Source organism: Gryllotalpicola koreensis (genome assembly GCF_039538185.1).
Classification (GTDB): Bacteria; Actinomycetota; Actinomycetes; order Actinomycetales; family Microbacteriaceae; genus Gryllotalpicola; species Gryllotalpicola koreensis.
The window spans coordinates 1-26,203 of record NZ_BAABBW010000009.1; the positions used below are offsets into that span (position 1 = coordinate 1).

25 protein-coding genes, 1 tRNA gene and 1 rRNA gene are annotated in these 26,203 nt (G+C 69.4%); 20 read left to right on the forward strand and 7 right to left on the reverse strand.

Translation table 11 applies throughout. The features are described from left to right. The first annotated feature begins 1 nt into the window (after position 1). Positions 2 to 118: ribosomal RNA gene (gene rrf / locus ABD708_RS19245) — 5S ribosomal RNA — on the forward strand. Positions 119 to 214: 96 nt separating this feature from the next. On the opposite strand, the gene ABD708_RS19250 is transcribed toward rrf, so the two are convergent. Further along, positions 215 to 649 carry a hypothetical protein gene (locus ABD708_RS19250; RefSeq protein ID WP_344757539.1) on the reverse strand — a complete coding sequence of 145 codons (435 nt, stop codon included), beginning with the start codon at positions 647 to 649 and terminating at the stop codon, positions 215 to 217. Between the two features lie 72 nt (positions 650 to 721). Here ABD708_RS19250 and ABD708_RS19255 point away from each other — a divergent pair, with 72 nt between their 5' ends. The 16 genes from ABD708_RS19255 (at position 722) to der (ending at position 16,299) form a co-directional block, all read left to right on the forward strand. Further along, positions 722 to 1,951, forward strand: coding sequence for a hypothetical protein (locus ABD708_RS19255; RefSeq protein WP_344757541.1), 1,230 nt, complete (start codon positions 722 to 724; stop codon positions 1,949 to 1,951). Next, entirely contained in the window at positions 1,926 to 2,945 is a 1,020-nt protein-coding gene (locus tag ABD708_RS19260) for an HAD-IIA family hydrolase (RefSeq protein ID WP_344757543.1), read from the forward strand. The genes ABD708_RS19255 and ABD708_RS19260 overlap by 26 nt, the downstream gene beginning before the upstream one ends. A gap of 20 nt (positions 2,946 to 2,965) precedes the next feature. Beyond that, entirely contained in the window at positions 2,966 to 3,124 is a 159-nt protein-coding gene (locus ABD708_RS19265) for a hypothetical protein (protein WP_344757545.1), read from the forward strand. Between the two features lie 4 nt (positions 3,125 to 3,128). Then, positions 3,129 to 3,929 carry a TlyA family RNA methyltransferase gene (locus ABD708_RS19270; protein ID WP_344757547.1) on the forward strand — a complete coding sequence of 267 codons (801 nt, stop codon included), beginning with the start codon at positions 3,129 to 3,131 and terminating at the stop codon, positions 3,927 to 3,929. A 6-nt stretch (positions 3,930 to 3,935) separates the two neighbouring features. Next, positions 3,936 to 4,841, forward strand: coding sequence for an NAD kinase (locus ABD708_RS19275; RefSeq protein ID WP_344757549.1), 906 nt, complete (start codon positions 3,936 to 3,938; stop codon positions 4,839 to 4,841). A gap of 46 nt (positions 4,842 to 4,887) precedes the next feature. Continuing rightward, complete coding sequence (gene recN / locus ABD708_RS19280; RefSeq protein WP_344757551.1) at positions 4,888 to 6,591, forward strand: DNA repair protein RecN; 1,704 nt, start codon at positions 4,888 to 4,890, stop codon at positions 6,589 to 6,591. Positions 6,592 to 6,668: 77 nt separating this feature from the next. Then, positions 6,669 to 8,378: a CTP synthase gene (gene pyrG / locus ABD708_RS19285; protein WP_344757553.1), complete on the forward strand. Its 1,710-nt coding sequence runs from the start codon at positions 6,669 to 6,671 to the stop codon at positions 8,376 to 8,378. Further along, a complete protein-coding gene (locus ABD708_RS19290; RefSeq protein ID WP_344757555.1) occupies positions 8,371 to 9,012 on the forward strand; it encodes an NUDIX domain-containing protein in 642 nt (213 codons plus the stop codon). Before pyrG ends, ABD708_RS19290 begins: the two co-directional genes overlap by 8 nt. Continuing rightward, on the forward strand, positions 8,985 to 9,932 hold the full coding sequence (xerD, locus tag ABD708_RS19295) for a site-specific tyrosine recombinase XerD (protein WP_344757557.1): 948 nt from the start codon (positions 8,985 to 8,987) through the stop codon (positions 9,930 to 9,932). The genes ABD708_RS19290 and xerD overlap by 28 nt, the downstream gene beginning before the upstream one ends. A gap of 10 nt (positions 9,933 to 9,942) precedes the next feature. Then, positions 9,943 to 10,767 (forward strand): ParA family protein, encoded by an 825-nt coding sequence (locus tag ABD708_RS19300; RefSeq protein WP_344757559.1) that lies wholly within the window; start codon positions 9,943 to 9,945, stop codon positions 10,765 to 10,767. After that, positions 10,751 to 11,602 carry a segregation and condensation protein A gene (locus ABD708_RS19305; protein WP_425553335.1) on the forward strand — a complete coding sequence of 284 codons (852 nt, stop codon included), beginning with the start codon at positions 10,751 to 10,753 and terminating at the stop codon, positions 11,600 to 11,602. Before ABD708_RS19300 ends, ABD708_RS19305 begins: the two co-directional genes overlap by 17 nt. Continuing rightward, positions 11,592 to 12,239 carry an SMC-Scp complex subunit ScpB gene (gene scpB / locus ABD708_RS19310; protein WP_344757561.1) on the forward strand — a complete coding sequence of 216 codons (648 nt, stop codon included), beginning with the start codon at positions 11,592 to 11,594 and terminating at the stop codon, positions 12,237 to 12,239. The genes ABD708_RS19305 and scpB overlap by 11 nt, the downstream gene beginning before the upstream one ends. Beyond that, positions 12,229 to 13,014, forward strand: coding sequence for a pseudouridine synthase (locus ABD708_RS19315; RefSeq protein WP_344757563.1), 786 nt, complete (start codon positions 12,229 to 12,231; stop codon positions 13,012 to 13,014). The genes scpB and ABD708_RS19315 overlap by 11 nt, the downstream gene beginning before the upstream one ends. Next, positions 13,011 to 14,093 (forward strand): prephenate dehydrogenase, encoded by a 1,083-nt coding sequence (locus tag ABD708_RS19320; protein WP_344757565.1) that lies wholly within the window; start codon positions 13,011 to 13,013, stop codon positions 14,091 to 14,093. The genes ABD708_RS19315 and ABD708_RS19320 overlap by 4 nt, the downstream gene beginning before the upstream one ends. Next, the gene (gene cmk / locus ABD708_RS19325; RefSeq protein WP_344757568.1) at positions 14,090 to 14,770 is read left to right on the forward strand and encodes a (d)CMP kinase; all 681 of its coding nucleotides are present in this window, start codon (positions 14,090 to 14,092) and stop codon (positions 14,768 to 14,770) included. The genes ABD708_RS19320 and cmk overlap by 4 nt, the downstream gene beginning before the upstream one ends. 14 nt (positions 14,771 to 14,784) lie before the next feature. Further along, on the forward strand, positions 14,785 to 16,299 hold the full coding sequence (gene der / locus ABD708_RS19330) for a ribosome biogenesis GTPase Der (protein ID WP_344757570.1): 1,515 nt from the start codon (positions 14,785 to 14,787) through the stop codon (positions 16,297 to 16,299). A 6-nt stretch (positions 16,300 to 16,305) separates the two neighbouring features. Here der and ABD708_RS19335 read toward each other — a convergent pair whose 3' ends face one another. Next, positions 16,306 to 16,938 (reverse strand): GNAT family N-acetyltransferase, encoded by a 633-nt coding sequence (locus ABD708_RS19335; protein ID WP_344757572.1) that lies wholly within the window; start codon positions 16,936 to 16,938, stop codon positions 16,306 to 16,308. Positions 16,939 to 17,057: 119 nt separating this feature from the next. On the opposite strand from ABD708_RS19335, the gene ABD708_RS19340 reads away from it, so the two are divergent. After that, positions 17,058 to 17,134 (forward strand) — tRNA-Pro (locus ABD708_RS19340). 582 nt (positions 17,135 to 17,716) lie between these two features. Here the strand turns inward: ABD708_RS19340 and ABD708_RS19345 are convergent. Genes ABD708_RS19345 through ABD708_RS19355 form a run of 3 tightly spaced genes read right to left on the reverse strand, consistent with a single transcriptional unit; the run spans position 17,717 to position 21,350 of the window. Then, on the reverse strand, positions 17,717 to 19,177 hold the full coding sequence (locus tag ABD708_RS19345) for a glycoside hydrolase family 130 protein (RefSeq protein WP_344757574.1): 1,461 nt from the start codon (positions 19,175 to 19,177) through the stop codon (positions 17,717 to 17,719). Further along, positions 19,174 to 20,217, reverse strand: a complete 1,044-nt coding sequence (locus ABD708_RS19350; protein WP_344757576.1) for a glycosyltransferase — start codon at positions 20,215 to 20,217, stop codon at positions 19,174 to 19,176. Before ABD708_RS19350 ends, ABD708_RS19345 begins: the two co-directional genes overlap by 4 nt. Continuing rightward, complete coding sequence (locus tag ABD708_RS19355) at positions 20,214 to 21,350, reverse strand: glycosyltransferase (protein ID WP_344757578.1); 1,137 nt, start codon at positions 21,348 to 21,350, stop codon at positions 20,214 to 20,216. The genes ABD708_RS19350 and ABD708_RS19355 overlap by 4 nt, the downstream gene beginning before the upstream one ends. 355 nt (positions 21,351 to 21,705) lie before the next feature. Between ABD708_RS19355 and ABD708_RS19360 the strand changes: the two genes are divergently transcribed. Next, positions 21,706 to 21,903, forward strand: coding sequence for a hypothetical protein (locus ABD708_RS19360; RefSeq protein ID WP_344757580.1), 198 nt, complete (start codon positions 21,706 to 21,708; stop codon positions 21,901 to 21,903). On the opposite strand, the gene ABD708_RS19365 is transcribed toward ABD708_RS19360, so the two are convergent. Beyond that, positions 21,896 to 22,786, reverse strand: coding sequence for a hypothetical protein (locus ABD708_RS19365; RefSeq protein WP_344757582.1), 891 nt, complete (start codon positions 22,784 to 22,786; stop codon positions 21,896 to 21,898). The two genes, ABD708_RS19360 and ABD708_RS19365, sit on opposite strands and share 8 nt — an antisense overlap. 350 nt (positions 22,787 to 23,136) lie before the next feature. Here ABD708_RS19365 and ABD708_RS19370 point away from each other — a divergent pair, with 350 nt between their 5' ends. After that, positions 23,137 to 24,246: an ABC transporter ATP-binding protein gene (locus ABD708_RS19370; RefSeq protein ID WP_344757584.1), complete on the forward strand. Its 1,110-nt coding sequence runs from the start codon at positions 23,137 to 23,139 to the stop codon at positions 24,244 to 24,246. A 566-nt stretch (positions 24,247 to 24,812) separates the two neighbouring features. Here the strand turns inward: ABD708_RS19370 and ABD708_RS19375 are convergent. Continuing rightward, entirely contained in the window at positions 24,813 to 25,958 is a 1,146-nt protein-coding gene (locus tag ABD708_RS19375; protein ID WP_344757586.1) for an AI-2E family transporter, read from the reverse strand. Positions 25,959 to 26,203: the final 245 nt, after the last annotated feature.

Genomic DNA, 26,203 nt, shown 5'->3' on the forward strand with positions numbered 1-26,203 from the left:
TTTCGGCGGCCATAGCGGGAGGGAAACGCCCGGACACATTCCGAACCCGGAAGCTAAGACTCCCAGCGCCGATGGTACTGCAGGGGCGACCCTGTGGGAGAGTAGGACACCGCCGAACACCCATTAGGAAAGGGCCATCCGATATTCGGATGGCCCTTTCGCTTTAATACCTATAAATCCACAGCAGCGTGAGGAGTAGACCGTGAGCGACAGCTCAGGCGAAGACGACAAGGAACGCGGTCCGCGCCGCGGGCCCGGCGGTCCCCGCGGTCGCGATGGCAGGTCTGCTCCGCGCTACAACTCGGACCGCGGCGGCGCGGATCGCGATCGCCGGGACGGTGAGCGTCGCCCCTACGGTGATCGGGACAGTCGACCGCGTCGCGACGGAGGGTCCGGGTCCTCGGGTGATCGCGCGTCTCGCAGTGGTGGCGGCCACGGCGGCTACGCTGCGCGTGACGGGGAACGTCGCCCGTACGGCGACCGCGGCGACCGGCCGCGCCGTGACGGCGAGGGTCGCGGGTATGCGCCACGCCAGGGCGACCGTCGCTCCTCCTCTGATCGCGACAGCCGGCCGCGAAGTGACGGCGACCGCTACGCGTCGCGCGACGGTGGGCCGCGCCCTCGTCGTGACGGCGAGGGCCGTGGGCATGCTGCACGTGACGGCGAACGGCGGCAGTACGGAGAGCAGCATCCTCGCCGTGACGGCGAGGGTCGCGGATACGTGCCTCGCGACGGCCGGGCGCGATCGTTCGGCGACCGGGACGCTCGGCCGCGGCGCGATGACGCACGGGGTCCGCGTGACGGGGCGCGGCGGTCCTCTGGGAGCCGGGATGACCGTCCGCACCGCGAGGGAGACTTCAAGCCGCGGCGCGAGGGCGAGTTCCGCGGACCGCGCCGGGAGGGTGGTCAGGGCGACCGTCGCGAAGGCGGTTACCGCCCGCGTCGCGATGACGAGCAGCGGCTCTGGACGCGCGACGGCAGGCCGGCGCGCGGGGATCGCGAGGCCTCGCGGCCGGAGTGGCGCGACGACCCAGAGCGCAGGCGGCGGGACGAGCTCAAATCGGTCCGCCCTCGGCACGACGACCCTGAGCTGCCGGAATCCGTCACCTCCAAGGATCTGGACTACGCCGCGCGCCTTGAGCTGCGCACGCTCTCCAAAGACAACGCGGAGGACGTCGCGCGGCACCTCGTGATGGCGGCCCGCCTGATCGAGGACGACCCGGCGCTCGCCCACCGGCACGCGCTGTCGGCGGCGCGGCGCGCAGGGCGCGTGGGCGTCGTGCGCGAGACGCTCGCGATCACGGCCTACGCCACAGGCGATTTCGCGCTCGCGCTGCGCGAGCTGCGCACCTACCGCCGGATCTCCGGCAAGGACGACCAGCTGCCCCTGATGGTCGACAGCGAGCGCGGCGTCGGGCGGCCGGAGCGCGCGCTCGAGCTCGGGCGCACGGTGGACCGTGCGGCGCTGAGCAACGAGGTGCAGGCATCCCTCGCCATCGCCATGTCGGGCGCGCGGCTCGATCTCGGGCAGCCGGAGCTGGCGCTGGGAGAGCTCGAGATCCCGCAGCTGGACCCCGACGTCGCGTACTCGTGGAGCCCTGCGCTCTTCCAGGCTTACGGAGATGTACTCGAGGAGCTCGGTCGCAGCGGCGAGGCGCAGCAGTGGTGGGACCGCGCGGATCGCGCGGCCGAGGCTCTCGATGAGGCGTCGGCCGCAGCGGAGCACGAGACCATCGATGTGATCGTCGAGGGCGGCGACTTCGAGGAGGGCGTCGAGCTCGAAGCTGTCGCCGGCGCGCAGGAGGAGGTCGCCGGAGACGTGGACGACGCCGCTCGAGACGCGGACGACGCCGCTCGAGACGCGGACGAGCAGTTCACCGTCGAGGACGAGGTGGCCGAGCTGCTGGGGGAGGACGAGGACGGCCATGGCACTGTTCCGGACGAGGAATAGCGACCAGGTGGCGCCGCTCGACGGCGTTGACGTCATCCTCGCGGACCTCGACGGGGTCGTCTACAAGGGGCACGAGGCGATTCCGCACGCCGTCGCCAGCCTGAACCAGGCGGCGAGGAGCGCGCGGGTCGGGTACATCACGAACAACGCATCGCGCACGGATGCCGCAGTGGCGGAGCAGCTGCGCGGCTTCGGCCTCGATGTGAAGCCGAGCGACGTCGTGACCTCGCCACAGGCCGCCGTGCGACTGCTCGCCGGGCTCGTGCCGGCACGGTCGCGGATCCTCGTGATCGGCGGGGACGGGCTGTCGTCCGTGGTCTCAGCAGCGGGTTTCACCGTCGTGGCCTCGGCGGACGACGATCCTGCGGCGGTCATCCAGGGCTTCTCGCCGGAGCTCGGCTGGAAAGACCTCGCCGAGGCGTCCTTCGCGCTCGCGGGCGGCGAGAACGGCATCCCGTGGGTGGCGACGAACATGGACTGGAGCATCCCGGTGGCGCGTGGCATCGCCCCCGGCAACGGGACTCTGGTCGCCGCGGTGCACAACGCCGTCGGGCGCCTGCCCGTCGTCGCTGGGAAGCCCGAGGTCGCGATCTTCGAGGAGGCGCGCTCGCGCTTCGACGCGAAGCATCCGATCTTCATCGGGGATCGCCTCGACACGGACATCCTCGGTGCGAACCGCGCCGGCATCGACTCGGTGCTCGTGCTCACCGGCATCGACGGCGGGAAGCAGCTGCTCGCCGCGGGGCCGGACTCGCGACCGACGTACATCCTCGACGATCTGCGCGGGCTCCACGAGCCCTACCCGGCTGCCGAGAAGGGGCGCGGCGGAGCGGTGGTCGTCGGCGACGCCGCGGTGCGGATCGACGGCACTGCGGTCGAGGTCGTGCGTGAAGGGGACAGCCGCCTTGATCTGCTGCGCGCTGCGTGCCGCGCGATCTGGGACTCGGGCACGGCGATCTACGCACTCGACGTGCCGGAGCGCCTGTACCGTTAGCTCGCGGTAGCGTGGAAGCCATGGCGGATGAGCGGGACGACGCATGCGGCGACGCGCTGCTGCCGCGTTTGAAGCTCATCGAGGACCAGCCGCTCGAGACGCGGGCAGAGGCATACGCGCACCTGCACGACGAACTGCGGGAAGCTCTCGACGCGGCCGACCGCCAGGGCGGGCGCTGAGCCGGTGGCATCCACCCGGCTCGATGCGGCAGTTGTCGCGCGCCGACTCGCGCGGTCGCGCACCGCGGCCGCCAAGCTCATCGCCGACGGGCGCGTCAGCGTCGACGGGAAGGCCGTCGTGAAGGCATCCGCTCAGGTCGACGACGCGAGCGACATCGCCGTCGCACTGCCCGACCACTACGTCAGCCGCGGCGCGCACAAGCTCATCGCGGCGCTCGACGCCTTCGACGTCGACCCGCGCGGCCGGCTCGCCCTCGACCTCGGCGCCTCGACCGGCGGATTCACGCAGGTCTTGCTTGAGCGGGGCGTGCGGCATGTGCTCGCGGTCGACGTCGGGCATGGCCAGCTCTCCGTGCCGGTGAAGGGTGACCCGCGGGTCAGCGACATCGAGGGCGTGAACGCGCGCTATCTGACCGCGGCGACACTGGCTGAGGCATCCGGTATCTCGGAATCGCCCGAGCTCGTCGTCGGCGACCTGTCCTTCATCTCGCTCACGCACGTGCTGCCGGCGACACGCGCGTCGGTCGCCCCCGATGCGGACTTCGTGCTGCTGATCAAGCCGCAGTTCGAGGTCGGGCGCACCGGCGTGAAGGAGGGGATCGTGCGCGACCCGGTGCTGCGCGCCGATGCGGTGACCGGCGTGCTCTGGGCCGCATGGGATCTCGGGCTCGGCACGGCGGGGCTCGTGCCGTCGCCGATCGCGGGGACGCACGGCAATCAGGAGTACCTGTGTTGGATGTCGGCGGAGCGCGGCGGGAATCCGACAGAATGGGTGGACAGGGTTTCGACGATGACGGGAGCGTGACGTTCGATGGGCGGTCGCCGCATCCTGGTCGTCTCGCACACGGGGCGCGAGGAGTCTCTCGAGGCGGCCCTGCAGGTGTGCAGGCAGTTGATCGAGGAATCCGGGGTCGTGCCCGTGCTCAGCTCGGACGAGCTGCACGACCTGCGCGCGTACGCGCCCGAGCTGATGGGGCTCGAGGTGCTCGGCGCCGAATGCCGGCCCGGCGATCTCGAGCTGGTCATCGTGCTCGGCGGCGACGGGACGATCCTGCGCGCGGCCGAGATGGTGCGCGGCGAGGACGTGCCGATCCTCGGCGTGAACCTCGGGCACGTCGGATTCCTCGCGGAGAGCGAACGGGACGATCTGTCGCGCTCGGTGTCGCGGGCGCTCGCCGGCGACTACGAGGTCGAGGAGCGCATGACGCTCGCCGTGCGGGTGAAGTACGACGGCGAGGTCGTGCACGAGGACTGGGCGCTGAACGACGCGAGCATCGAGAAGGCGAGCCGCGAGCGCATGATCGAGGTCATGGTCGAGGTGGACCGGCGGCCGCTCTCCAGCTTCGGCTGCGACGGCGTGGTGATGTCGACGCCCACGGGATCGACCGCGTATTCGTTCTCGGCCGGCGGGCCCATCGTGTGGCCCACGCTCGACGCGCTGCTGTTCACACCCATCTCGGCGCACGCGCTGTTCGCGAAGCCGCTCGTCGTGACGCCGGACTCGGCGATCGCGGTCGAGCTGCTCGACCGCGTGCAGACCGGCGGGATCCTGTGGTGCGACGGGCGGCGCTCGATCGATCTGCGCCCGGGCGCGCGGATCGTCGTGACGCGATCGCCGATCCCGGTGAAGATGGCGCGCATGCACCGCGCCGCGTTCACCGACCGGCTGGTGCGGAAGTTCAACCTGCCGGTGCTGGGGTGGCGAGGGCCGGCGTGACGGGCGTGAGCTCATCGCGGCGGAGCCGCGATTCAGGGAATACAGCGTGATCGAGGAGATCTCGATCCGCGATCTCGGCGTGATCGCCGAGGCGGCGCTGCCGCTCGGGCCCGGGTTCACCGCGATCACGGGCGAGACCGGCGCGGGCAAGACGATGGTCGTGACGGCGCTGGGTCTGCTGCTCGGCGCGCGCTCCGACAGCGGCACGGTGCGCATCGGCGCGTCGCAGAGCTGGGTCGAGGGGCGCTGGCGGGTTCCCGCCGGCGGCGAGATCACCGAGCGGGTGCGGGATTCCGGGGGAGACGTCGACCCGATCGGCGAGAGTGGGGACGCGGAGCTCGTGCTGAGCCGCTCGGTGTCGCCGGAGGGGCGCAGCCGCGCCTACGCCGGCGGCCGCAGCGCCCCCGTCGCCGTGCTGTCGGAGCTGGGCGAGCGGCTCGTGGTGGTGCACGGGCAGTCCGAGCAGATCAGGCTGAAGAGCGCGACGGCGCAGCGTGAGGCGCTCGACCGCTTCGCCGGGGCGGAGTTCCAGGCATCCGTCGCCGAATACCAGGCGGTGTGGCGGCGCTGGAAGGACGGAGCGGCCGAGCTCGAGACGCTCACCGGCGATCGCGATCGGCGTGTGCGGGAGGCGGAGGAGCTGCGCGCGGCGCTCGACGAGATCGAGGCGGCCGCGCCGCAGCCCGGCGAGGACGTCGAGCTCGACGAGCGCATCGAGCGGCTCGAGAACGTCGAGACTCTGCGTGTCGCCGCGGCGGAGGCCCGCGAGCAGCTGTCCGCCGAGGAATCCGATGGCCCCGATGCCCTGTCGTTGCTCGACGGTGCGCGGCGTGCGCTCGAAGGCGCCGGGCGGCACGACGCCGAGCTCGGCGCGCTCGCGGGGGCGCTGCAGGCGGCGCAGTACCAGGTGACGGATGCCGCGGCGCAGCTCTCCTCGTATCTGGCGGGGCTCGACGTGGAGGGCTCGCACGATCTCGAGCTGCTGCAGGAGCGCAAGGCGCTGCTCGCGTCCCTCGTGCGCAAGCACGGCACGTCACTTGACGACGTCATCGAGCGGTTGCAGACCGGCAGCGCTCGGCTGTTCGAGCTGGACGGGGACGCCGAGCGCATCGAGGCGCTGAGCGCGCAGGTCGCGGCCGATGCGGAGGCCGCCGAGGCGCTGGCGGCCGCACTGACGAAGGCGCGTGTCGCGGCGGGGGAGAAGCTGGCGGCATCCGTCACCCAGGAATTGGCCGCGCTCGCCATGCCGGACGCGCGGATCGTCGTCGAGGTGAGCGACCGAGGTGAGCTCGGGGCATCGGGGCGCGACCAGGTCGCGATCCTGCTGCAGCCGCACCCGGGCAGCGAGCCGCGCCCGCTCGGCCGCGGCGCGTCGGGCGGCGAGCTGTCACGCGTGATGCTTGCGATCGAGGTGGTGCTCGCGGGAACGGACCCCGTGCCGACCTTCGTGTTCGACGAGGTGGACGCCGGGGTCGGCGGGGCCGCCGCGATCGAGATCGGGCGCCGGCTCGCGCAGCTGGCCGAGCGCTCGCAGGTGCTCGTCGTCACGCACCTGGCGCAGGTCGCCGCGTTCGCGAACAACCACCTCACCGTCGTCAAGGACACCGGCGGCGCGGTCACCGAGAGCAGCGTGCGGCAGCTTGAGGGAGCTGAGCGCGAGGCCGAGATGGCGCGGCTGCTGTCGGGGCTCGCGGATTCCGAGAGCGGAGTCGCGCACGCGCGGGAGCTGCTGGAGTTGGCTCAGGGATAGAGGGGTCTCGATACGCCGCGCCTTGGGGGCGCGGCTGCTCGTCCGGCAGCTGGGGTGCGATAGCATGGAGGCCCGTGGTGGATTCTTCTGACGCGGGCCTTTCAAACGACACAACCAAGCACATCTTCGTGACGGGTGGTGTCGTTTCTTCGTTGGGCAAGGGCCTCACCGCCGCAAGCCTCGGCAATCTACTGACGTCGCGCGGCCTGCACGTCGTGATGCAGAAGCTCGACCCGTACCTCAACGTCGACCCGGGAACGATGAACCCGTTCCAGCACGGCGAGGTCTTCGTCACGGATGACGGTGCAGAGACCGACCTCGACATCGGCCACTACGAGCGCTTCCTCGATGTGAACCTCTCGCAGGCCGCGAACGTCACCACCGGTCAGATCTACTCCCAGGTGATCGCGAAGGAGCGTCGCGGCGAGTACCTCGGCGACACCGTTCAGGTCATCCCGCACATCTCGGACGAGATCAAGCGCCGCATGCGTCTGCAGGCCCACGCCGACCCGCAGCCCGACGTCATCATCACCGAGGTCGGCGGCACCGTCGGCGACATCGAATCGCAGCCGTTCATCGAGGCGGCGCGGCAGATCCGCCACGAGCTCGGCCGCAAGAACGTGTTCTTCGTACACGTCTCGCTCGTGCCGTTCATGAACGCCTCGGGCGAGCAGAAGACCAAGCCGACGCAGCACTCCGTCGCGATGCTGCGCTCGATGGGCATCCAGCCCGACGCTCTGGTGTTGCGCAGCGATCGGCCTGTCTCTGACTCGAACAAGAAGAAGATCGCGCTGATGTGCGACGTCGACGAGGACGCGGTCATCAACACGGTCGACCTGCCGAGCATCTACGACATCCCGGTGACGCTGCACGAGCAGGGCCTCGACAGCTACGTCATCGAGCAGCTCGGCCTCGGCGCCAAGGCCGGCGAGCCCGACCGCACCAGCTGGAACGAGCTGCTCAAGGTCGTGCACGAGCCTCGCAAGGAGATCACGATCGCGCTGGTCGGCAAGTACATCGACCTGCCGGATGCCTACCTGTCGGTCTCCGAGGCGCTGAAGGCCGGCGGCTTCGCGCACCACACGAAGGTGCACCTGCGCTGGGTCGCCTCCGACACCTGCGAGACCCCGGAGGGTGCGGCCAAGGCGCTCGCCGACGTCGACGGCATGTGCGTGCCGGGCGGCTTCGGCATCCGCGGCATCGAGGGCAAGCTGGGCGCGCTGCGATTCGCGCGCGAGAACGGCATTCCGACCCTGGGCCTCTGCCTCGGCCTGCAGTGCATGGTCATCGAGTACGCGCGCCATGTCGCCGACCTGCCCGGTGCGTCGTCGAGCGAGTTCGACCCCGACACCGAGTTCCCCGTGATCGCGACCATGGCCGAGCAGGTCGACATCATCGCGGGCGGAGACCTCGGCGGCACCATGCGCCTCGGGCTGTACCCGGCGAAGCTCGCCGAGGGCTCGATCGTGGCCGAGCTGTATGACGCGCCCGAGGCATCCGAGCGCCACCGCCACCGCTACGAGGTCAACAACACGTATCGCCAGCAGATCGCGGACGCCGGGCTCTGGTTCTCGGGCGTCTCGCCCGACGGCCACCTCGTCGAGTACGTCGAGCTGCCGCGCGACGTGCACCCCTTCTACGTCGCGACGCAGGCGCATCCCGAGCTGCGCAGCCGCCCGAACCGCGCCAACCCGCTGTTCCGCGGCCTGATCGGCGCGGCGCTCGAGCGCCAGGAGTCGACCCGCCTGTTCCCCGTCGAGGAGCAGGAGACCGAGAACGTTGCCTGAGTCGTCGGAGCAGGACGGTCTGATCGCCGACGAGCCCGCTCAGGTCGAGGTCCTCGACTCGAAGCTCGTCTTCGAGGGGCGCGTCTGGGACGTGCGCTCCGACGTGTTCGACTACAACGGGCACGAGCTGCGGCGCGACTACATCGATCACACGGGTGCCGTCGCTGTCGTCGCGCTGGACGAGGACGACCGGATGCTGGTGATCCAGCAGTACCGGCATCCGATCCGCTACCGTGACTGGGAGCTGCCGGCCGGCCTGCTCGACATCGAGGGCGAGGACCCGTTGCTCGCCGCTCAGCGCGAGCTCGCGGAGGAGGCAGACCTCGTCGCGACGGACTGGAGCGTGCTCAGCGAGTTCTGGACGACGCCCGGCGGCAGCAACGAAGCGATCCGCCTCTACCTCGCGCGCGGCCTCTCGGCGACGCCGGAGGCTTTCGCCCGCAGCGAGGAGGAGGCCGACATCGTGAAGCGCTGGGTGCCGCTCGACGAGGTGGTCGACGGGGTGCTTGCCCGCCGGCTGCAGAACCCGCCGCTCACGATCGGGGCGCTGGCCGCGCACGCGTCGCGGGCACGGGGCTGGGCGAACCTCGGCGCGCCGGAGGAGCCGTGGTCGAGGCACCCGCGGCTGCGCTAGAGGAGCACCGGCCGCCGACGCGGATCGAGCGGGACGTCACCGCCTACCTGCGGTATGCGGGGCTCGAGCGGCGGCTCGCGCAGAACACGGTCGCGTCGTATCGCCGCGATCTGGCGACGTACACCGATTGGCTGGGTGACCAGGGGATCGTGTCGCTCGATGACGTCGTTCCCGCGACACTGAGCGCCTACGCGAAGCATCTGGGCGAGCAGGGGCTGGCTGCGGCATCCGTCTCTCGCATGCTCGGGACCGTGCGGCAGCTGCATCGCTTCCTGCAGGTCGAGGGCAGAACGCAGACGGATGCCGCGCGCGAGCTGCGCACGCCGAAGAAGCCGCTGCGGCTGCCCAAGGCGATTCCGCAGGCGGATGTCACCGCGCTCATCGAGACGGCCTCGGGCGACGACATCGTCGCGCTGCGCGACCGCGCGCTGCTCGAGCTGCTCTACGCGACCGGCGCCCGCGTCTCAGAGGCGGTCGACCTCGACGTGGACGACGTCGTCGATCAGGAGATCGTGCGGCTGACGGGCAAGGGCGACAAGCAGCGCATCGTGCCGCTCGGCAGCTACGCGCGCACCGCGCTCGACGCGTACCTGGTGCGCGCCCGGCCCGCGCTCGCGAACCGTGGGAAGGGCCGGGATGCGGCCGCGTTGTTCCTCGGCGTGCGCGGGCAGCGGGTGTCGCGGCAGAACGCGTGGCTGATCATCAAGAAGGCCGCGGAGCGGGCCGAGCTCACGGCCCCCGTGTCACCGCACACGCTGCGGCACTCCTTCGCCACTCACCTGCTCGAGGGCGGCGCGGACGTGCGCGTGGTGCAGGAGCTGTTGGGTCATGCATCCGTCGCGACGACCCAGCTGTACACGCTCGTGACGGCCGACACCCTGCGCGACGTGTACACGCAGGCGCATCCGAGGGCGCGGTAGGGTTGTGCCGATGGAGCGCACGCAGACCGATTTCCCGGTGCCAGCACCGCTGAAGCAGCACGGGCCCGCGCGGATCATCACGCTGTGCAACCAGAAGGGCGGCGTCGGCAAGACGACGACCAGCATCAGCCTCGGCGCGGCTCTCGCCGAGTACGGCCGCCGCGTGCTCGCGATCGACTTCGACCCCCAGGGTGCCCTCTCGGCCGGTCTCGCGGTGAACACGCACGATGCGACCACGATCTACGACCTGCTGCTGAACAGCAAGCTCGAGCCGCACGATGCGATTCAGCAGACCGGTGTGCCCGGCCTCGACGTGATCCCGGCGAACATCGACCTGTCGGCCGCCGAGGTGCACCTCGTCAACGAGGTCGCGCGCGAGCAGGCGCTCGCCCGGGTGCTGCGGCGGGTGAGCGACGACTACGACGTCATCCTGATCGACTGCCAGCCCTCGCTCGGCATCCTCACCGTCAACGCGCTCACCGCCGCGCACGGCGTGCTGATCCCGCTCGAGAGTGAGTACTTCGCGCTACGCGGCGTCGCGCTGCTGATCGAGACGGTTGACAAGGTGCGCGAGCGGCTGAACCCGGCGCTCGAGCTCGACGGCATCCTCGTGACGATGTTCGACTCGCGCACGCTGCACTCGCGCGAGGTCTACGAGCGCGTCATCGAGGCGTTCAAGGACAAGGTGCTCGACACCGTCATCTCGCGCACCGTGAAGTTCCCCGACGCGTCGGTGGCCGGCTCGCCGATCACGCAGTTTGCGCCGGATCACCCGGCCGCGGAGGCCTACCGCCGTCTTGCACGGGAGCTCGTCTCGCGTGGCGCCGTCGCCTGATTCGCTTTCCGGCGAGCTCGAGGTCGCCGCCTCAGGCGGGGGCGACGAGCAGAGCCCGTCGTTCCGGGTCGCGCTGGAGAACTTCGAGGGGCCGTTCGACCTGCTGCTGTCGCTCATCGGCAAGCACGAGCTCGACATCACCGAGATCGCGCTCTCACGCGTGACGGACGAGTTCATCTCCTATCTGCGCGGGATCGACCTCGCGGAGGAACTCGACCAGGCCAGCGAGTTCCTGGTCGTCGCGGCGACGCTGCTCGACCTCAAGGTCGCGGGGCTCTTGCCGCAGGGCGAGCTCGTCGACGCCGAGGATGTCGCGCTGCTCGAGGCGCGCGACCTGCTGTTCGCGCGGCTCCTGCAGTACCGCGCCTTCAAGGAGGCGTCGGCCTGGTTCGACGAGCGGCTGGTGCGGGAATCCGGTCGCCATCCCCGTACCGTGCGGCTCGACGAGAAATACCGGGCGCGCACGCCCGAGCTCGTCTGGACGCTCTCGGCCGACGACTTCGCGGCGCTCGCGCTGCTCGCGTTCACGCCGAAGGAGATCCCCGTGGTCGGGCTCGACCACCTGCACGCGCCGCTCATCAGCATCCGCGAGCAGGCGGCCACCGTGGTGGCTCTGCTGCGCGACGGGGCGCCCCGGTCGTTCCGCGAGCTGATCGCCGGCGTCGAGGTGAAGGGTGTGATCATCGCGCGCTTCCTCGCGATCCTCGAGCTGTACCGGCACGCCGCGATCCACTTCGAGCAGCTCGAGCCGCTCGGCGAGCTGACCGTGCAATGGTCGGCCGCGAACTGGACAGAGGACAACCTCGCGAACCTGGGGGCTGACTATGACGGATGACGCGAAAGCGGACGAGGGCTTCGAGACGCGCGCTTCGCGTGATCCTCAGCCGGCGGGGGCGGCGGTGAGCGGGGCGCTCGACGTGCGACGCGCGCTCGAGGCGATTCTGATGATCGCCGACGAGCCGCAGAGCCTCGTGAGCCTCGCCACCGCGGTGGGCGCGCCCGTCGCCGCCGTGCGGCAGGCGGTCGAGGCGCTCGCCGCGGACTACGACGGCGAGGACCCGGCCACCGGGGGAGTGCGGCGCGGCTTCGAGCTGCGCGAGGTCGGCGGCGGCTGGCGGCTGTATGTGCGCGAGGAGTACGACGGCGTCGTGAACGACTTCGTCGTGACGCAGAACCCGACGAAGCTCTCGCAGGCGGCGCTCGAGACGCTCGCCGTGATCGCCTACAAGCAGCCGATCACACGTGGGCAGGTGGCCAGCATCCGCGCCGTCAACGTCGACTCGGTCGTGCGCACACTGCTGAGCCGTGGGCTCATCACCGAGCTGTTCGCGGACTCCGAGACCGGGGCGATCAACTACGGCACGACCGAGCTGCTGCTCACGCAGCTCGGCATCAACTCCCTCGACGAGCTGCCGCTGATCTCGCCGCTGCTCACCGACGGGACGGAAGGGTTCGACGCAGATGTCCGCTGACGACACGGGAGCGCGGCGCACCGACGGCGAGCGGCTGCAGAAAGTCATGGCCGCCGCGGGCGTCGCCAGCCGCCGCGCCTCCGAGGAGATGATCGTGCGCGGCCGGGTGACCGTGAACGGGAAGAAGGTCACCGAGCTCGGCGCCCGCATCGACCCCATGACCGACCTGCTCGCCGTCGACGGGGTCGCCGTGCAGCTCGACCAGAGCAAGCGCTACGTCATGCTCAACAAGCCGACCAAGGTGATCAGCTCGATGAGCGACGAGCGCGGCCGCACCGACCTCTCGGGCTTCGTCACGCAGTACGAGGAGCGGCTCTTCAACGTGGGCCGCCTCGACTACGACACGAGCGGACTGCTCGTGCTGACCAACGACGGCCCGCTCGCGCAGGTGCTCGCGCACCCGTCGTTCGGCGTCGAGAAGACCTACATCGCCAAGGTCAAGGGCACCGTCACCGCCCAGACCCTGCAGCTGCTCAAGAGCGGCATCGAGCTCGAGGACGGGCCGATCCGCATCGACCGGGGGAAGCTCGTCACACGCGGGGCCAGCGACGGGGCATCCATGGTCGAGCTCACGCTGCATTCCGGACGCAACCGCATCGTGCGCCGCATGATGGAAGCCGCGGGCCACCCCGTCATCGAGCTGGTGCGGCGCAGCTTCGGCCCCCTGCACCTCGGCAGCCTCAAGCTGGGGCGCACCCGCGAGCTGACTAAAATCGAACTCGGCCAGCTGCTCACCCTCGCACGCGAGGCCGAGGAGCAGAAAGGCCGGATGTGACGGAAGCGCGAGTGCGCGGGACGACCCGCATCGTCGGGTCGGGCCTGCTCGGGGCATCCGTCGGCCTCGGACTGCGCCAGTACGGCCTCGATGTGGTGGTGACGGATGCCTCGCGCACGGCCGCCCGCCTTGCCGTCGAGTACGGCGCGGGGCGCGAGCCGCGCGCTGACGACGCCCCGTCGCTCATCGTGGTGGCCGTGCCCCCCGACGCCACCGCCGAGGTCGTCGCCGCCGAGTTGGCCGCGTTCCCCGAGGCGATCGTGACCGACGTCGCGAGCGTCAAGGCCGCGCCGCTCGCCGAGCTCACGGCGGCGGGCGCAGACCTCGCGCGCTACGTCGGCTCGCACCCGCTCGCCGGCCGGGAGCGCGGCGGACCGATCTCGGCGCGCGCCGACCTCTTCCTCGGACGGCCGTGGGTCGTCTGCCCGCGGCCCGGGCTGGCGCGCGAGAGCGTCTCGGCCGTCGAGGCGCTCGCGCTCGACCTCGGCGCGACGCCGGTCGAGATGGACGCGAGCGCCCACGACGAATCCGTCGCCCTCGTCTCGCACACCCCGCAGCTCGTCTCGACGCTGATGGCGCGCCGTCTCGCCGGCTCGACGGACGCCGCACTCGGCCTCGCCGGCGGGGGAGTGCGCGACGTGACCCGCATCGCCTCGAGCGACCCTGCTCTGTGGGTGCAGATCCTGTCGGCGAACGCTGCGACGGTGGCCTCGATCCTGCGCGCCTACCGCAACGACCTCGACGAGGTGATCGGGGCGCTCGAGAACATCGACGAGCCGGGAAGCCGCCGGGCGCTGGCCGAGACGCTCGCGGGCGGGAACGCCGGCGTCGCCCGGCTGCCGGGCAAGCACGGGCAGGATCGCCGCTTCGCGAGCGTCGTCGTGCTCATCGACGACCGACCCGGCCAGCTCGGCCGGCTGTTCGCCGAACTCGGCGAGCTCGGCATCAACATCGAGGACTTCCGGATGGAGCACTCGCCCGGCGCGCAGATCGGCATCGCCGAGATCGCCGTCGTGCCCGAGGCGCTCGCGCGCACCGTCGAAGACCTGACCGAGCGCGGTTGGAGGATCGCCGGATGAGCCCCGCCCCTTTCGAGGACACCGTCGTCGTCGCCGTGGACGGCCCGGCTGGCAGCGGCAAGTCGAGTGTGTCGAAGGCCGTCGCGCGCAAGCTCGGCTACGCCTACCTCGACACGGGGGCGGCCTACCGCGCCTTCGCCTGGCACGCGCAGCGTGCCGGGGTGGAGCTCGAGGAGCAGGCATCCGTCGTCTCCGCCCTGCCGTCCTTCGAGCTCGACGAGGCGACGGACCCCGATCACTTCTTCGTGCGCGTCGGCGGGACGGATGTGACGGATGCCATCCGCGAGCCCGCCGTCACCGGGGTGGTGAGCCTCGTGGCACGGGTTCCCGACGTGCGCGCCGCGCTGACGGCGATCTTCCGGCGCATCGCCTCCGAGACTGCAGCGCCCGGCATCGTGATCGAGGGGCGGGACATCACGACGGTCGTCGCGCCGGACGCCCGCGTGCGCGTTCTGCTGACGGCCAGCGAAGAAGTTAGAATGGGGCGTCGCTCTGCCGAGTTGACCGGGTATTCGCCCGAGGCCGTCGGCGAGCAGCTGAAGGCGCGGGACCGCGCCGATTCGCGCGTCGTGGACTTCATGACCGCCGCAGACGGCGTGACGACCGTCGATTCAACCGAGCTGAACTTCGATGAGACCGTGGACGCGGTCATCGCAGTGATTCAATCCCGCAGTTAGAAACGAGAAACCTTATGGCCGACACCGACGACTTCGACGACGCCGCTGTCGGCGGCGACGACCTGGCCGACAAGCTCGCCGCGCTCGACGACGCGGCGGCCGAGCGGCGCACCGCCGCACTGCGCGGCGGCCTCAACGACTATGAGCTCGACGACGAGGACCTCGCGGTGCTGGATGCCGCAGCGGAGGACATCGACGAGATCACCTACCTGCCGGCGCTGCCCGTCGTCGCCATCGTCGGGCGGCCGAACGTCGGGAAGTCGGCCCTCGTGAACCGCATCCTCGGCCGCCGCGAGGCCGTCGTCGAGGACACCCCCGGCGTCACCCGCGACCGTGTGTCGTATCAGGCCGAGTGGATGAACCGCCGCTTCACCATCGTCGACACGGGCGGTTGGGAGCCGGACGCCCGTGGCATCGACGCCTCGGTGGCCGCGCAGGCAGAGATCGCGATCGACCTCGCCGACGCCGTCATGTTCGTGGTCGACTCGAACGTCGGCGCCACCGCCACCGATGAACACGTCGTGCGGCTGCTGCGGAAGACGAAGAAGCCCGTGTATCTGGTCGCCAACAAGGTCGACGACGCGCGGCTCGAGCCGCAGTCCGCCGACCTGTGGTCGCTGGGCCTCGGCGAGCCGCACCCTGTCTCGGCCCTGCACGGCCGCGGCGTCGCGGACCTGCTCGACCTGGTGGTCGGCAAGCTGCCCGCCGTGTCGGCCGTCGCGAAGCGCGAGGTCGGCGGCCCGCGCCGTGTCGCGATCGTCGGCCGGCCCAACGTCGGCAAGTCGTCGCTGCTGAACAAGGCAGCAGGGGAGGAGCGCGTGGTCGTCAACGACCTCGCCGGCACCACCCGCGACCCCGTCGACGAGCAGATCGAGCTGGGCGGGAAGGTGTGGCGGTTCGTCGACACCGCCGGCATCCGTCGTCGCGTTCATCTGCAGCAGGGCGCCGACTTCTACGCATCGCTGCGCACCTCGGCCGCTCTGGAGAAGGCCGAGGTCGCCGTCGTGGTGCTCGACGTCACCCAGCCGATCAGCGAGCAAGACGTGCGCATCGTCGATCTCGTGCTCGAATCCGGCCGCGCGCTCGTGATCGCCTACAACAAGTGGGATCTGCTCGACGACGACCGGCGTCGCTACCTCGAGCGGGAGATCGAGCAGAACCTCGCGCACGTCGACTGGGCCCCGCGTGTGAACATCTCGGCGAAGACGGGACGTCACCTGGAGAAACTGGTTCCGGCTCTGGAACTCGCCCTCGAGTCCTGGGACACCCGCATCGGAACCGGCAAGTTCAACGCCTTCCTCGCTGAGCTCGTCGCCGCGCACCCGCACCCGCTGCGCGGCGGGAAGCAGCCGCGCATCCTGTTCGGCACGCAGGCCTCGAGTCGGCCCCCGACATTTGTCTTGTTCACGACCGGATTCCTCGACCCGGGCTACCGGCGCTACATCCAGCGCCGCCTGCGCGAGCTCTACGGCTTCGAGGGAACGCCGATCGTCTTGAACATGCGCGTTCGGGAACGGCGCAGCCGCTGAGCCTCGCTATTCGGCGAACTCGAGTCGCATCACGGCCCGGCGTGCGCTCGGTCTGCTCACCTCGCTGAAGCCAGCCGCCTCGAAAGAGCTGCGCGCACCGACGAAGAGCTCGCCCCAGCCGAGCTTCTCGCCCGCCTCAGCGACGAGCGGGTAACCCTCGACGGCGCGTGCCCCGCGGCTCTTCGCGTAATCGGCGGCAGCGATGGTGAGCTCGCTCATCAGACCGCGGCCGCGGTAGCCCACCCGGGTGACGAAGCAGGTGATGGCCCAGACATCCGGATCGTCCCTGTCTTCATCGCGCCCCTGCCAGGGAATGCGCTGCCGCTGCATGCGCGGGTAGTTGATGCGCGGCTCGACGGCGACCCACGCCGCCGGATCATCGTCGAGGAACGCGACCAGGCCGGTCGTCGTCGTGGCGTGAGGATCGCCGCAGTTCGTGATCTCGCGCTCGCGCTGCTCGAGTTCCTGCCAAGAGAGCTCGCGGTAGTCGCGCGCACTCGCCTTGAACCATTGGCACTGGCACCCGTGCGCATCGCCGCGCTCACCGAAGATCATCTGAACGTCCGACCAGCTCGCCTCGTTCGCGGGGACGATGCGGAGTTGTGCGTCGCTCAGCGTCTTTGCCATGGTCTCTGCCATGACGACACGGTAGACCGAACCGCCGACATCGGCGCTTCAGCTACGGTCCGCCGATTCGTGTGCGGCCTTCGCGGCACGTTATGATGGTCAGGTTGCCTGCGCCTCGGCGTGGTCGGCAACGGGCTGTGGCGCAGCTTGGTAGCGCACCTGACTGGGGGTCAGGGGGTCGCAAGTTCAAATCTTGTCAGCCCGACCATTGAAAAATACCTGATCAGAAGCGGATTTTGTTTCACCCTTTTCTGATCGTTTCGGGTTTTTGGACCCAAACGGGACCCGAAAGTCCCTTGACCGCACATGGTCAAGGGGTTTTGGCCGTTTTCAGTGCCTTACGGATGTCTTGCTGAAGTGTCGATCGAAGCTGATCGCGGCCCTCGCGAGCTCCGTACCGTCCGTATGGAGGTACGTCCGCATCGTCTCGATCGAGGCGTGCCCGAGGATGTCGACGAAAATGTGGCAATGAGGCGCCGGAGCTGGCAAACCATGTTGGACTGACGTGGCGTAGATCATGCCGTCGCGGGCTCTGTAACCCCATTTTCCGCAACGAGCGGACCTCCATGTGCCGCGGGGCGCAACGAGGCGGTTGTGATCCCACCGCCGCGGGCCCGCGAAGCAACGACGCCACTACATCACTTTGTAGTCAGCCTTCGCAGTGTTGGGAGCAGACGCGTTCCCAACCGTCAATTGCCTATCGATGGTGCCCGCGGTGATCTCCCGTACCGGCAGATGCCCGAGCGCGGGAGGTACTTGCAGCGTGATGTCACAGGATGGGCTGGCCGGGCTATGCCACGGTCATCGCGTTGAGCAGTTCGTCGATGCCGAGCGAGAAGACACCCACACGGCTGTCATCTATGCCGAATGGGATCCACAAGGTGCCGTCATGGACGAGCCCGCCGCAGGAGTAAACCACGTTGGGCACATAGCCCGCATCGCGATCGCGCGCAGGATTCAGGATCGGCTCGGTCGTGCGGGCCACCACGCGTCTGGGGTCGTCGAGGTCGAGCAGCAGCGCCCCCATGGAGTAGCTGCGCATCGGCCCCACGCCGTGGGTGAGCACGATCCAGCCCCGCGGGGTCTCGATGGGGGAGCCACAGTTCCCTGTCTGTACCAGTTCCCAAGGCTCAGTCGGGCGGTGGACGACGGCGACGTCGGTCCAGTTCATCCCGTCCGGTGAGCGCGCAAGCGAGATGCTCTCGCCGTCGGTGCGGCTGAGCGCGAGGTGCGCGTCGCCTACGATCCTGGGAAACAGGGCGATGCCTTTGGTGTGCGTCGCGTCGCCGGAGAGGCGCTGGATGACGAAGTGGGCCAGGTCGGGCGATGTGATGAGCCGCGTTGAGACGTCGCGGCCGTCGTATGCCGTGTAGCTCGCGCGATAGCTGCGGACGCCGTTGGCGTCGGTGAAGCGCACGAAGCGGGCGTCCTCCATGCCGTGATCCTCGTCGGCCGCCACCGGCAGCAGCACGCGCTGGCTGAGAGAGGTGGCGGGGCCGAAGTTCGCTTCATATGTGGACATCGCCACCCTGTGCAGAACCTCGGCGTCAAGCCGACTGTCCTGGTGGGCGGTGAGCTCGGCGGGTAACGCGGAGACGGCGGCCGCGACGGCGACTGCGGGAAAACGCTGGGGAAGTCGACTGAGCGCCGCGCTGGAGAGCTCGGTGAGGCGACCATCCTGCTCGAGCGCCCGACGCAGCTGATCGCGATCCCATGTGCCCTCGTTGATGCTCGCCTGAGCGAGCGGATGCTGACGCTCCGCGAAGGTCCAGCTGCGATCGGCGCCGATCACCGCCTCCGCGAAGGTGATCGATGACCGATGCCCCTCCCCGATCGAACGCGTGGAAACCGCGACGCGCAACTGGCCCGGCAATAGGCCGCTCTGATCGGGATGGGCAACTGCACTCGGATTGCACAGCGCGGCGCCCTCTACCGCATACTCGGTAGTGAAGCTCGCACCGAGCACCGTTCTCTGCGCCGGAGTGAGGGTGTCGGCATTCGTGATCCGCGACTCGACCACGCGGGCATTGCGTTCGAAGACGGATACCACGTCGAGGTGCCGGGCGGAGAAAGCGGCCACGAGTTCTGCAGCCAGAGTTTCGGTACGCTTCGCCGAGATCGCCAGCACACGCGCTGCGATCTCGACAGTGCGGGAGTGGGCAGAGGTGAGGCCTTCACCGGGGAGGAAGAGCCGCGTGGTGAGACGGGTCGCATCGGCGGTCAATCCTGCCGCGTGCTCGCGGCCGATCATGAAGTCGGCACGGCCGAACTGAGCACGATAGCGTGGCGGCGCGCCTGCTGCAGCGTGCTCAGTCCGGCCAGTGTCGACTCCGCGCCCTGGTTCTCGTTTCGCCCATCGGGCTCCAGTCCGTCGAAGCCGGCGCCGCGATCGATGTCGAACATCGCCGTGCCCGAGTCGTTCTCGCCCGTGAACCATGCCCAGGCCAGGCGGATGCCGTCGAGCCAGTAGGTGTCCGCCGTCGCCTCATACGCCCGTGCGGCAGCGTCCGCGATCGCAGTGATCTCGATCGGCTGCTGATCGAACTGCGGCATGGTCTCTCCGGGGCCGCGGCCTGCTGGGCCGGTGACCGATAGTCGCCCGGGAGCTGATTCGACAGAGAGCAGGAACCGCAGCAGCGCCAGGCCGCGTTGCTCGAGCAAGCGGTCGCCGAGCACGCCGCCTGCAGCGATGAGCGCCTCGGCGATCGATGCGTTGCTGTAGGCGAGCCGTGGTTCCGGCCAAGGCCACGCTGGGTCTTCTGGCGGTGGAATTGCGGCAACGCCTGCCAAGGCGAGTTCGCGTGCGAGACGATCCGCGGGATGGGCCCGGAGCACCTCCGCGGCGCCGAGAGTCGCGAAGGCCATCGATCGCAGCGAGTCCGATCGTGCCGCAGCCGCGCGGTGGAACGCCACGAGACAGCGCTCGCGGATCCGATGGCTCGGTGCCGTCGCAGCGGCGTGACCGAGGGACCAGACAAGGCGCCCCCACCAATCTCCGACACCGGGCTCGTCCGTCCAGCCGCCGAAGGCCGACATCCGATTGTGCGCGCTTCCGTCTTCAGCGATCGCGCCCTCGAGGAAGCGCAGGTAGATCTCGGTGAACGCCAGCAGCGGCGGTGACTGGATCTCGTCGCGGGTCACCACGATAAGGGCACGCGCGACGTCGTCGACGCAGTAGCCGCCTTCCCGCCGCGGCTCGGCGCCGAGGGCGTGCTCGAACACGCCATGCCTGCCGGTGAGAACTGCGAGATGGGTGTAGGAGAGGGCGGGGAGCTCTCCGAAACCTGTCATGCGGCAGCCCGCGCGATGAGCCGCTCGGACAGCAGACGGTATTTTGAGGCGACCACGGGCCAGGATGTGTTGGCCGAGTCGCGACGAGCAGCACTTCGCATCGCATTCGCCGTGCCGCTTCCCATGAGGACCCTGCGCAGGGCAGCCGCGATCGCCGCCGGGTCTTCGTGAGCGACGATCAGCCCTGCGCCCCCCGACAGCAGTTCGACGGCGTGCGGAAACTCAGTGGCCACAACGGGGATGCCCGCGGCAACCGCCTCAGCGAGCACGCCGGACGTCGCCTGGTCGCGGGACTCGTAGGGCAGAAGGACGACGTCGGCCGAACGCACCAGCTCGGCGAGTTCTGCCCGATCGCGATAACGCCCGTCGATCGTTACGACGCTCTCCACGTCGAGCTCCGCGGCAAGGTCCAGCAGCATCTCGCGATAGCTCTCACCGGAATGTGCAAGCACCTTCGGATGGGTCTGGCCTGCGGCGACGTACTCGATTGACCTGCCCAGATCACCGAGCTGCGCCATGGCACGGATGCCCCACTCGATGCCTTTCCCCGGCGAGATCAGACCCCATGTCAACACGCGCCTGGTGGTGTGCGGCCGTGACGCGGTCGTTTCGGCCCACTCGGGCACACCGTGCGGGATGATGTTGACCTTGATCGCCTCGACGTCATATTCGGCGATCAGCAGGTCTCGCGCGATCTCCGTCATCACGACCACTTCGCTCGCCAACTGACAGACATCGCGGAGGATCTCCCGTTGATGGGCCGTCGGATCAACGAGCACCGTATGCAGCACAACGATGGAGGCGACCGTCAGTCCCTGCAGCACCTCTACGACCTCGTCGCCGTCCGGACCACCGTAGATGCCGTACTCGTGCTGGATGATTGCGATCTCGCAGCTGTTGAGAGCCCCGATGGTCGCAGCCATGCTCACGCGATCGCCGCCGATGAGATCGGCGGCGATCGCGGCATGCGCTCCCAGCATCGTCATCGGCTGCAGAGGCGACGCATCGAAGACGCGGACGATCCGTGCATCCGCGCCACCCGCGCTCACCAGAGCGGAGATCAGCGACTCAGTGAACGTCGCGAGTCCGCACCTCGTCGGCGGATAGCTGGACAGGAAGCCGAAGTGGACCATCAGCGCTCGCTCTCTTCGGCCCGTGCGCCTGGCACGAGCAACCTCGAGACGTCTGCCGAAGGCACCCCTCGCGGGATCGCGCCCTCGTCGCCGCGATCCGGTCCACCCGGCAGTGTCCTCAAGAGTCTGCCGATGCTCTGACCCTCACAGTACGCCTGTTGCGTCATTTCGGCCTCGTGCGAGACCAGTTGAGGGCAGCCGAAGCCGTCGCGATCAGCGACGTGCCCCGGCGTAAATCTGGGCGGTCTCAGGTATCTGCGGTAGCCAGGCGGCGGGACGGTCCGTCCAACGTTCGTTGTCGCGCACGGCGCCGCGGCCCAGGGGCGCCCCTCAGGCTCTTGTGCGAGGGTGCGATATGGATGAGAAGCTCGCTCGGATCGCTGAGCTGTGCGAGGCTACGCGGATGAACGCGGGCCGCGATGCGGTTGGGCTCGCGGTGTACGTGCTGTCCGTGGTGTATGAGTTCGATCCCGAGCTCGGCCGCAAAGCCGTCTGGCCGAGCAGGTCTGGATCGCTCGGTGACGCACTCCGAACGGCCGGCGTAATCAGCTGACGGCAGCGCTGCCGCCCTCGTCTTCCCACTCGCCGAGTTCCGACGCCTCCGCCGAGATCTCGTCATCCTGGCCGGGCACGGAGCGCCCAGGCTCGGGAGGCGCGGCGAAGCTGATCGCCGCCGCCGCGGTCCTGATGTATTCGGCGCGCTGCTCCTCTTGCTGGGCGAGTCGCGTGGCTTCTGCTGCGGTTTCGGTGTCGCGCGCGGTAGCGGCCTGGGTGGTCTCGGCAAGATGCGCGGCGATGATCGCGGCGAGTCCGTCGGTGAGTTCGGCGAGGTTCGTGTCGTGGATCTCGAGCCTGCGGTCTCGCGGTTTCAGGGTCACAGCTGTGTAGCCGGCTTCGTCGAGCAGGGCTCGTGCGGTCGGGCCGTCGATCATGGTGAGCTCGGTTCGGGTTGGTGGGCGGGTGAACTCGGCGGTGACGGTGTAGCGGCGGGAGGCGAACTCGGTTCCGAGCGTGGAGGGCAGAAGCGCTGTGACCAGGCGCGCCAGTCCCAGTTCCTCAGAGTGTTGGACGAAACCGATTGGGCTGAGCGGGATGGCATCGACGAGTTCGCGTATCGACGCTGCGCGCTGCGCTTCGCGTTGGTTGTGGTCGGCGACTTCGTCGGCAGCCACGTGGGAGCGGGCTTCGTCGGTGGCGCTGATGCGGGCGAGCAGACCAGAGATGACCGCGGCCAGCCCGCCAGCGAGTTCCTCGAGGCTGGTGTTCCCGATCTCAAGCCGCCGGTCGCTGACCTTGAGCGTGGCCCGGGGGTAGTGGGCGCTTTCCAGCGACGCCCGTGCCTCAGCGCCGTTGATCGCCTCGATCTCGCCTGCGGTCGGGCGGCGTGTGAAGACGGCGGAGACGGTGTAGCGCTCCGGTCCGTCGGGGGTGTGCACTGTGCGGGGCAGAAGATCGGTGAGGATGCTGCGTAGCCCCAGGGCCTGGGGGTCGCCTGGCCGGGACGTTGTCACAGGCCGTGTTGTCTGACTCATGACCGGAAGCTACGCGCCGCAGATGTGCGTGCTCACAGCGTGGAGCTGTGGCGCTGTTGTGGATACGCAGGGATTCGTTCGGCCGATGCCGGATCGGGGTTACTGTGAGCGCAGGCGCCCGGCCCCATGCCGACGTCGGAGGTCCGAACTGCACCAGTTCCCGCCTTTCCTGGAGGAACTGATGAGCGTAGTCGCGATCGTGGACTCCCGCGTGCAGCCGTTCCGTCGGGGTTTCATCGAACGAGAGACTTCCCATGGCAACAGTGACCTTTGATGACGCCACCCGCATCTACCCCGGCTCGACCGCTCCCGCCGTTGACGCTTTGAGTATCGATGTGGCCGATGGCGAGTTCCTCGTCCTCGTCGGCCCCTCCGGCTCCGGGAAGTCCACGTCGCTGCGCATGCTGGCCGGTCTCGAAGAGGTCAACAGCGGCAACATCTTCATCGGCGAGCGCAATGTCACCGACGTCCCGCCGAAGGACCGTGACATCGCCATGGTGTTCCAGAACTACGCGCTCTACCCGCACATGACCGTCGCCGAGAACATGGGCTTCGCGCTCCGCATCGCCGGCGTCGCGAAGGAGGAGCGCAACCAGCGCGTCCGCGAGGCCGCCAAGATGCTCGACCTCGAGCCCTACCTCGACCGCAAGCCGAAGGCCCTCTCGGGTGGTCAGCGTCAGCGCGTCGCGATGGGCCGCGCGATCGTCCGCAGTCCCCAGGTCTTCCTCATGGACGAGCCGCTGTCGAACCTCGACGCCAAGCTGCGCGTTCAGACGCGCACCCAGATCGCGTCGCTGACCCGCCGCCTCGGCGTCACCACGGTCTACGTCACGCACGACCAGACCGAGGCGCTGACCATGGGCGACCGCATCGCGGTCCTCAAGGACGGCGTCCTGCAGCAGGTCGGCACCCCGCGCGAGCTGTACGCGGACCCGAAGAACGTCTTCGTCGCGGGCTTCATCGGCAGCCCCGCGATGAACCTGTTCAGCGCGGATGTCACCGAGGGTGGCGTGAAGTTCGGCACCGCGGTCGTCCCCGTTCCTCGCCACGTGTTGGCAGGTGCTGGAACGCGCGTCACGATCGGTGTGCGCCCCGAGGACGTCATCGTTTCGGCGACGGAGAGCGTCGGGCTGCCGGTCATCGTCGACCTCGTCGAGGAGCTCGGCGCCGACGGCTACCTCTACGGCCATGCCGCAGACAATGCCGGCGCAGAGGTCAGCACCCTGACCGACATCGTCGTCAGGGTCGACGGTCGCGTGCACCCGAATGCCGGCGACACTGTGTACTTCCTGCCCAAGGTCGAGCACGTGCACGTCTTCGACCCGGAGACCGGGGAACGACTCAGCGACGCGATCGCCGGATAGAACGGTTCCGAGGCTCAACGAGCGCAACGCTCGGAGCCGTTCTGCTTGAGGCGCCAGGGTGCGGTCGTCGAGTTCATAGTCCGTGCCCGTGTGGGTGAGAACGCTCATGGCAGGCTCCGATCGTTGGCGACTGGCGCGACGCGAAACGCCGCGCACGTCCGCCACCTCGGAATGGGGCGCGGGCTCGCTTGTGTGGAAGGTGCCTTCCGGTCGGCTGTTCGCGCGTAGGCGATGCGCCGAACACCGTGCCACCCAGTCGATCAGGGACATTCGACCGTCGAGGGTCCATAGGGGCCGCTTGGCGAGGTGTCTCGGGTTGACAGTGTGCCGGTTCGGTGGCGGATGCTGCCGCCACGGTCACCTTCACCGTTCCTGCCGCTGCGCATCCGGCCGGACGGACTGACCTCGAGGGCCGGGGGGACGAGGGCGGGGGCTTCGACGCCCACTGCTGGGTTCTCCTCGCGCCCGGCGAGCTTTGGTTGCGTCCCCACGGTCACGTGGGGGCGCATTTCTGTTGCCGTCGCGCCGACGGGGGAGTCTCCGGCGCTCATGTCCAGGTATAGCGGTCAGTTGGTGTCGTGGCCCGCGGTGATGGTGTGCCGTGCATGCGGGATGCCGCGCCAGGTGCCGGTGGCGATGTAGCTGAACATGACGTGGATGACGGCGACGGCGGGAACGGCGAACAGGGCGCCGGGGATGCCCGCCAGGAAGGAGCCGCCCGCGACGGAGAGCACGACGGCCAGCGGGTGGACGCGGACTGCGGAGCCCATCACGAGGGGCTGGAGGACGTGCGCTTCTATCAGGTGGACGAGGAGGACCCCGGCGAGCATGATGAGCGCCGGCAGCGGGCCGACGAAGGCGAGGGCGATGAGCACGGCGAGGGCGCCGGTGATGATCGCGCCGATGACGGGCACGAAGGAGGCGAGGAAGACGAGCACGGCGAGCGGCACGGCCATGGGGAGGCCGAGGATGAACGCGACGAGGCCCACGCCGACGCCATCGGCGGCGGCGACGAGGATCTGGACGCGCACGAAGGCGGTGAGCGTGCGCCAGCCTGCCAGTCCAGCACCGTCGAGCGCCGGGCGTGCGCGGCGGGGGAACAGCCGCACGATCCAGGCCCACACCCCGCGGCCGTCGATGAGCATGAAGATCGTGGCGAACAGGGCGATGAGCGCGCCGGCGCCGATGCGCCCGGCGGTGGCGCCGGCGGACAAGGCGCCGCTGAAGATCGTGCTGCTGTACTTGTGCGCGGTCGCGGCGAGATTCGCGACGTCCGCGTCCAGGGCGGTATCGCTCAAATGGAACGGTCCGGTGCGCAGAAAGCTGCGGAAGTCGCTGTAGCGGGTCACAGACCGAGACTCGAGCGCGGGGAGCCCGGAGCGGACCTGGACGGTGACCAGCAGGGCCAGGCCGCCGACGATCATCAGGAACCCGATGAGGGAGACCGCAATCGCCAGCCATTTCGGCCACCGGCGGCCTTGCAGGAAATGGACCGGCGGGGAGATCAGCGCGCACACGAGGAGCGCCACGAGGACCGGGATCACGATCTCGCTGAGCGTTGCGATCACGTACCCGCACACGGCGACAGCTGCCGCGACGACGAGGAACCGCCACGCCCAGGCTCCCGCGAGCTCCACCCCGGGCGGCAGGCCACCGCCGGCCCGCACCTCTCGGCGATGCGTGGTCAGCCGGACGTGCTGGTGAGCGCTCATCTGTGAGCCGTGACCGGCTCGGTCGCACGGCGCCGCGCTCCGCCGTAGAGCCGGGGACAGCAGCCACGCCCGGTTACGAGCTCTGTTTGGATCATGTCGCGCAGCTGACGGGTGTCGTGGTTTGTCGTGCGGTGATCATGGGGCATTCGAAGGGGTCTTGGTGTCCGAGGCCGACGTTGTCGATGTAGTCGGTGACGCTGCGGAACGCGTCGCGCACACCGGTCTCGGTATACGCGACGTCGCGT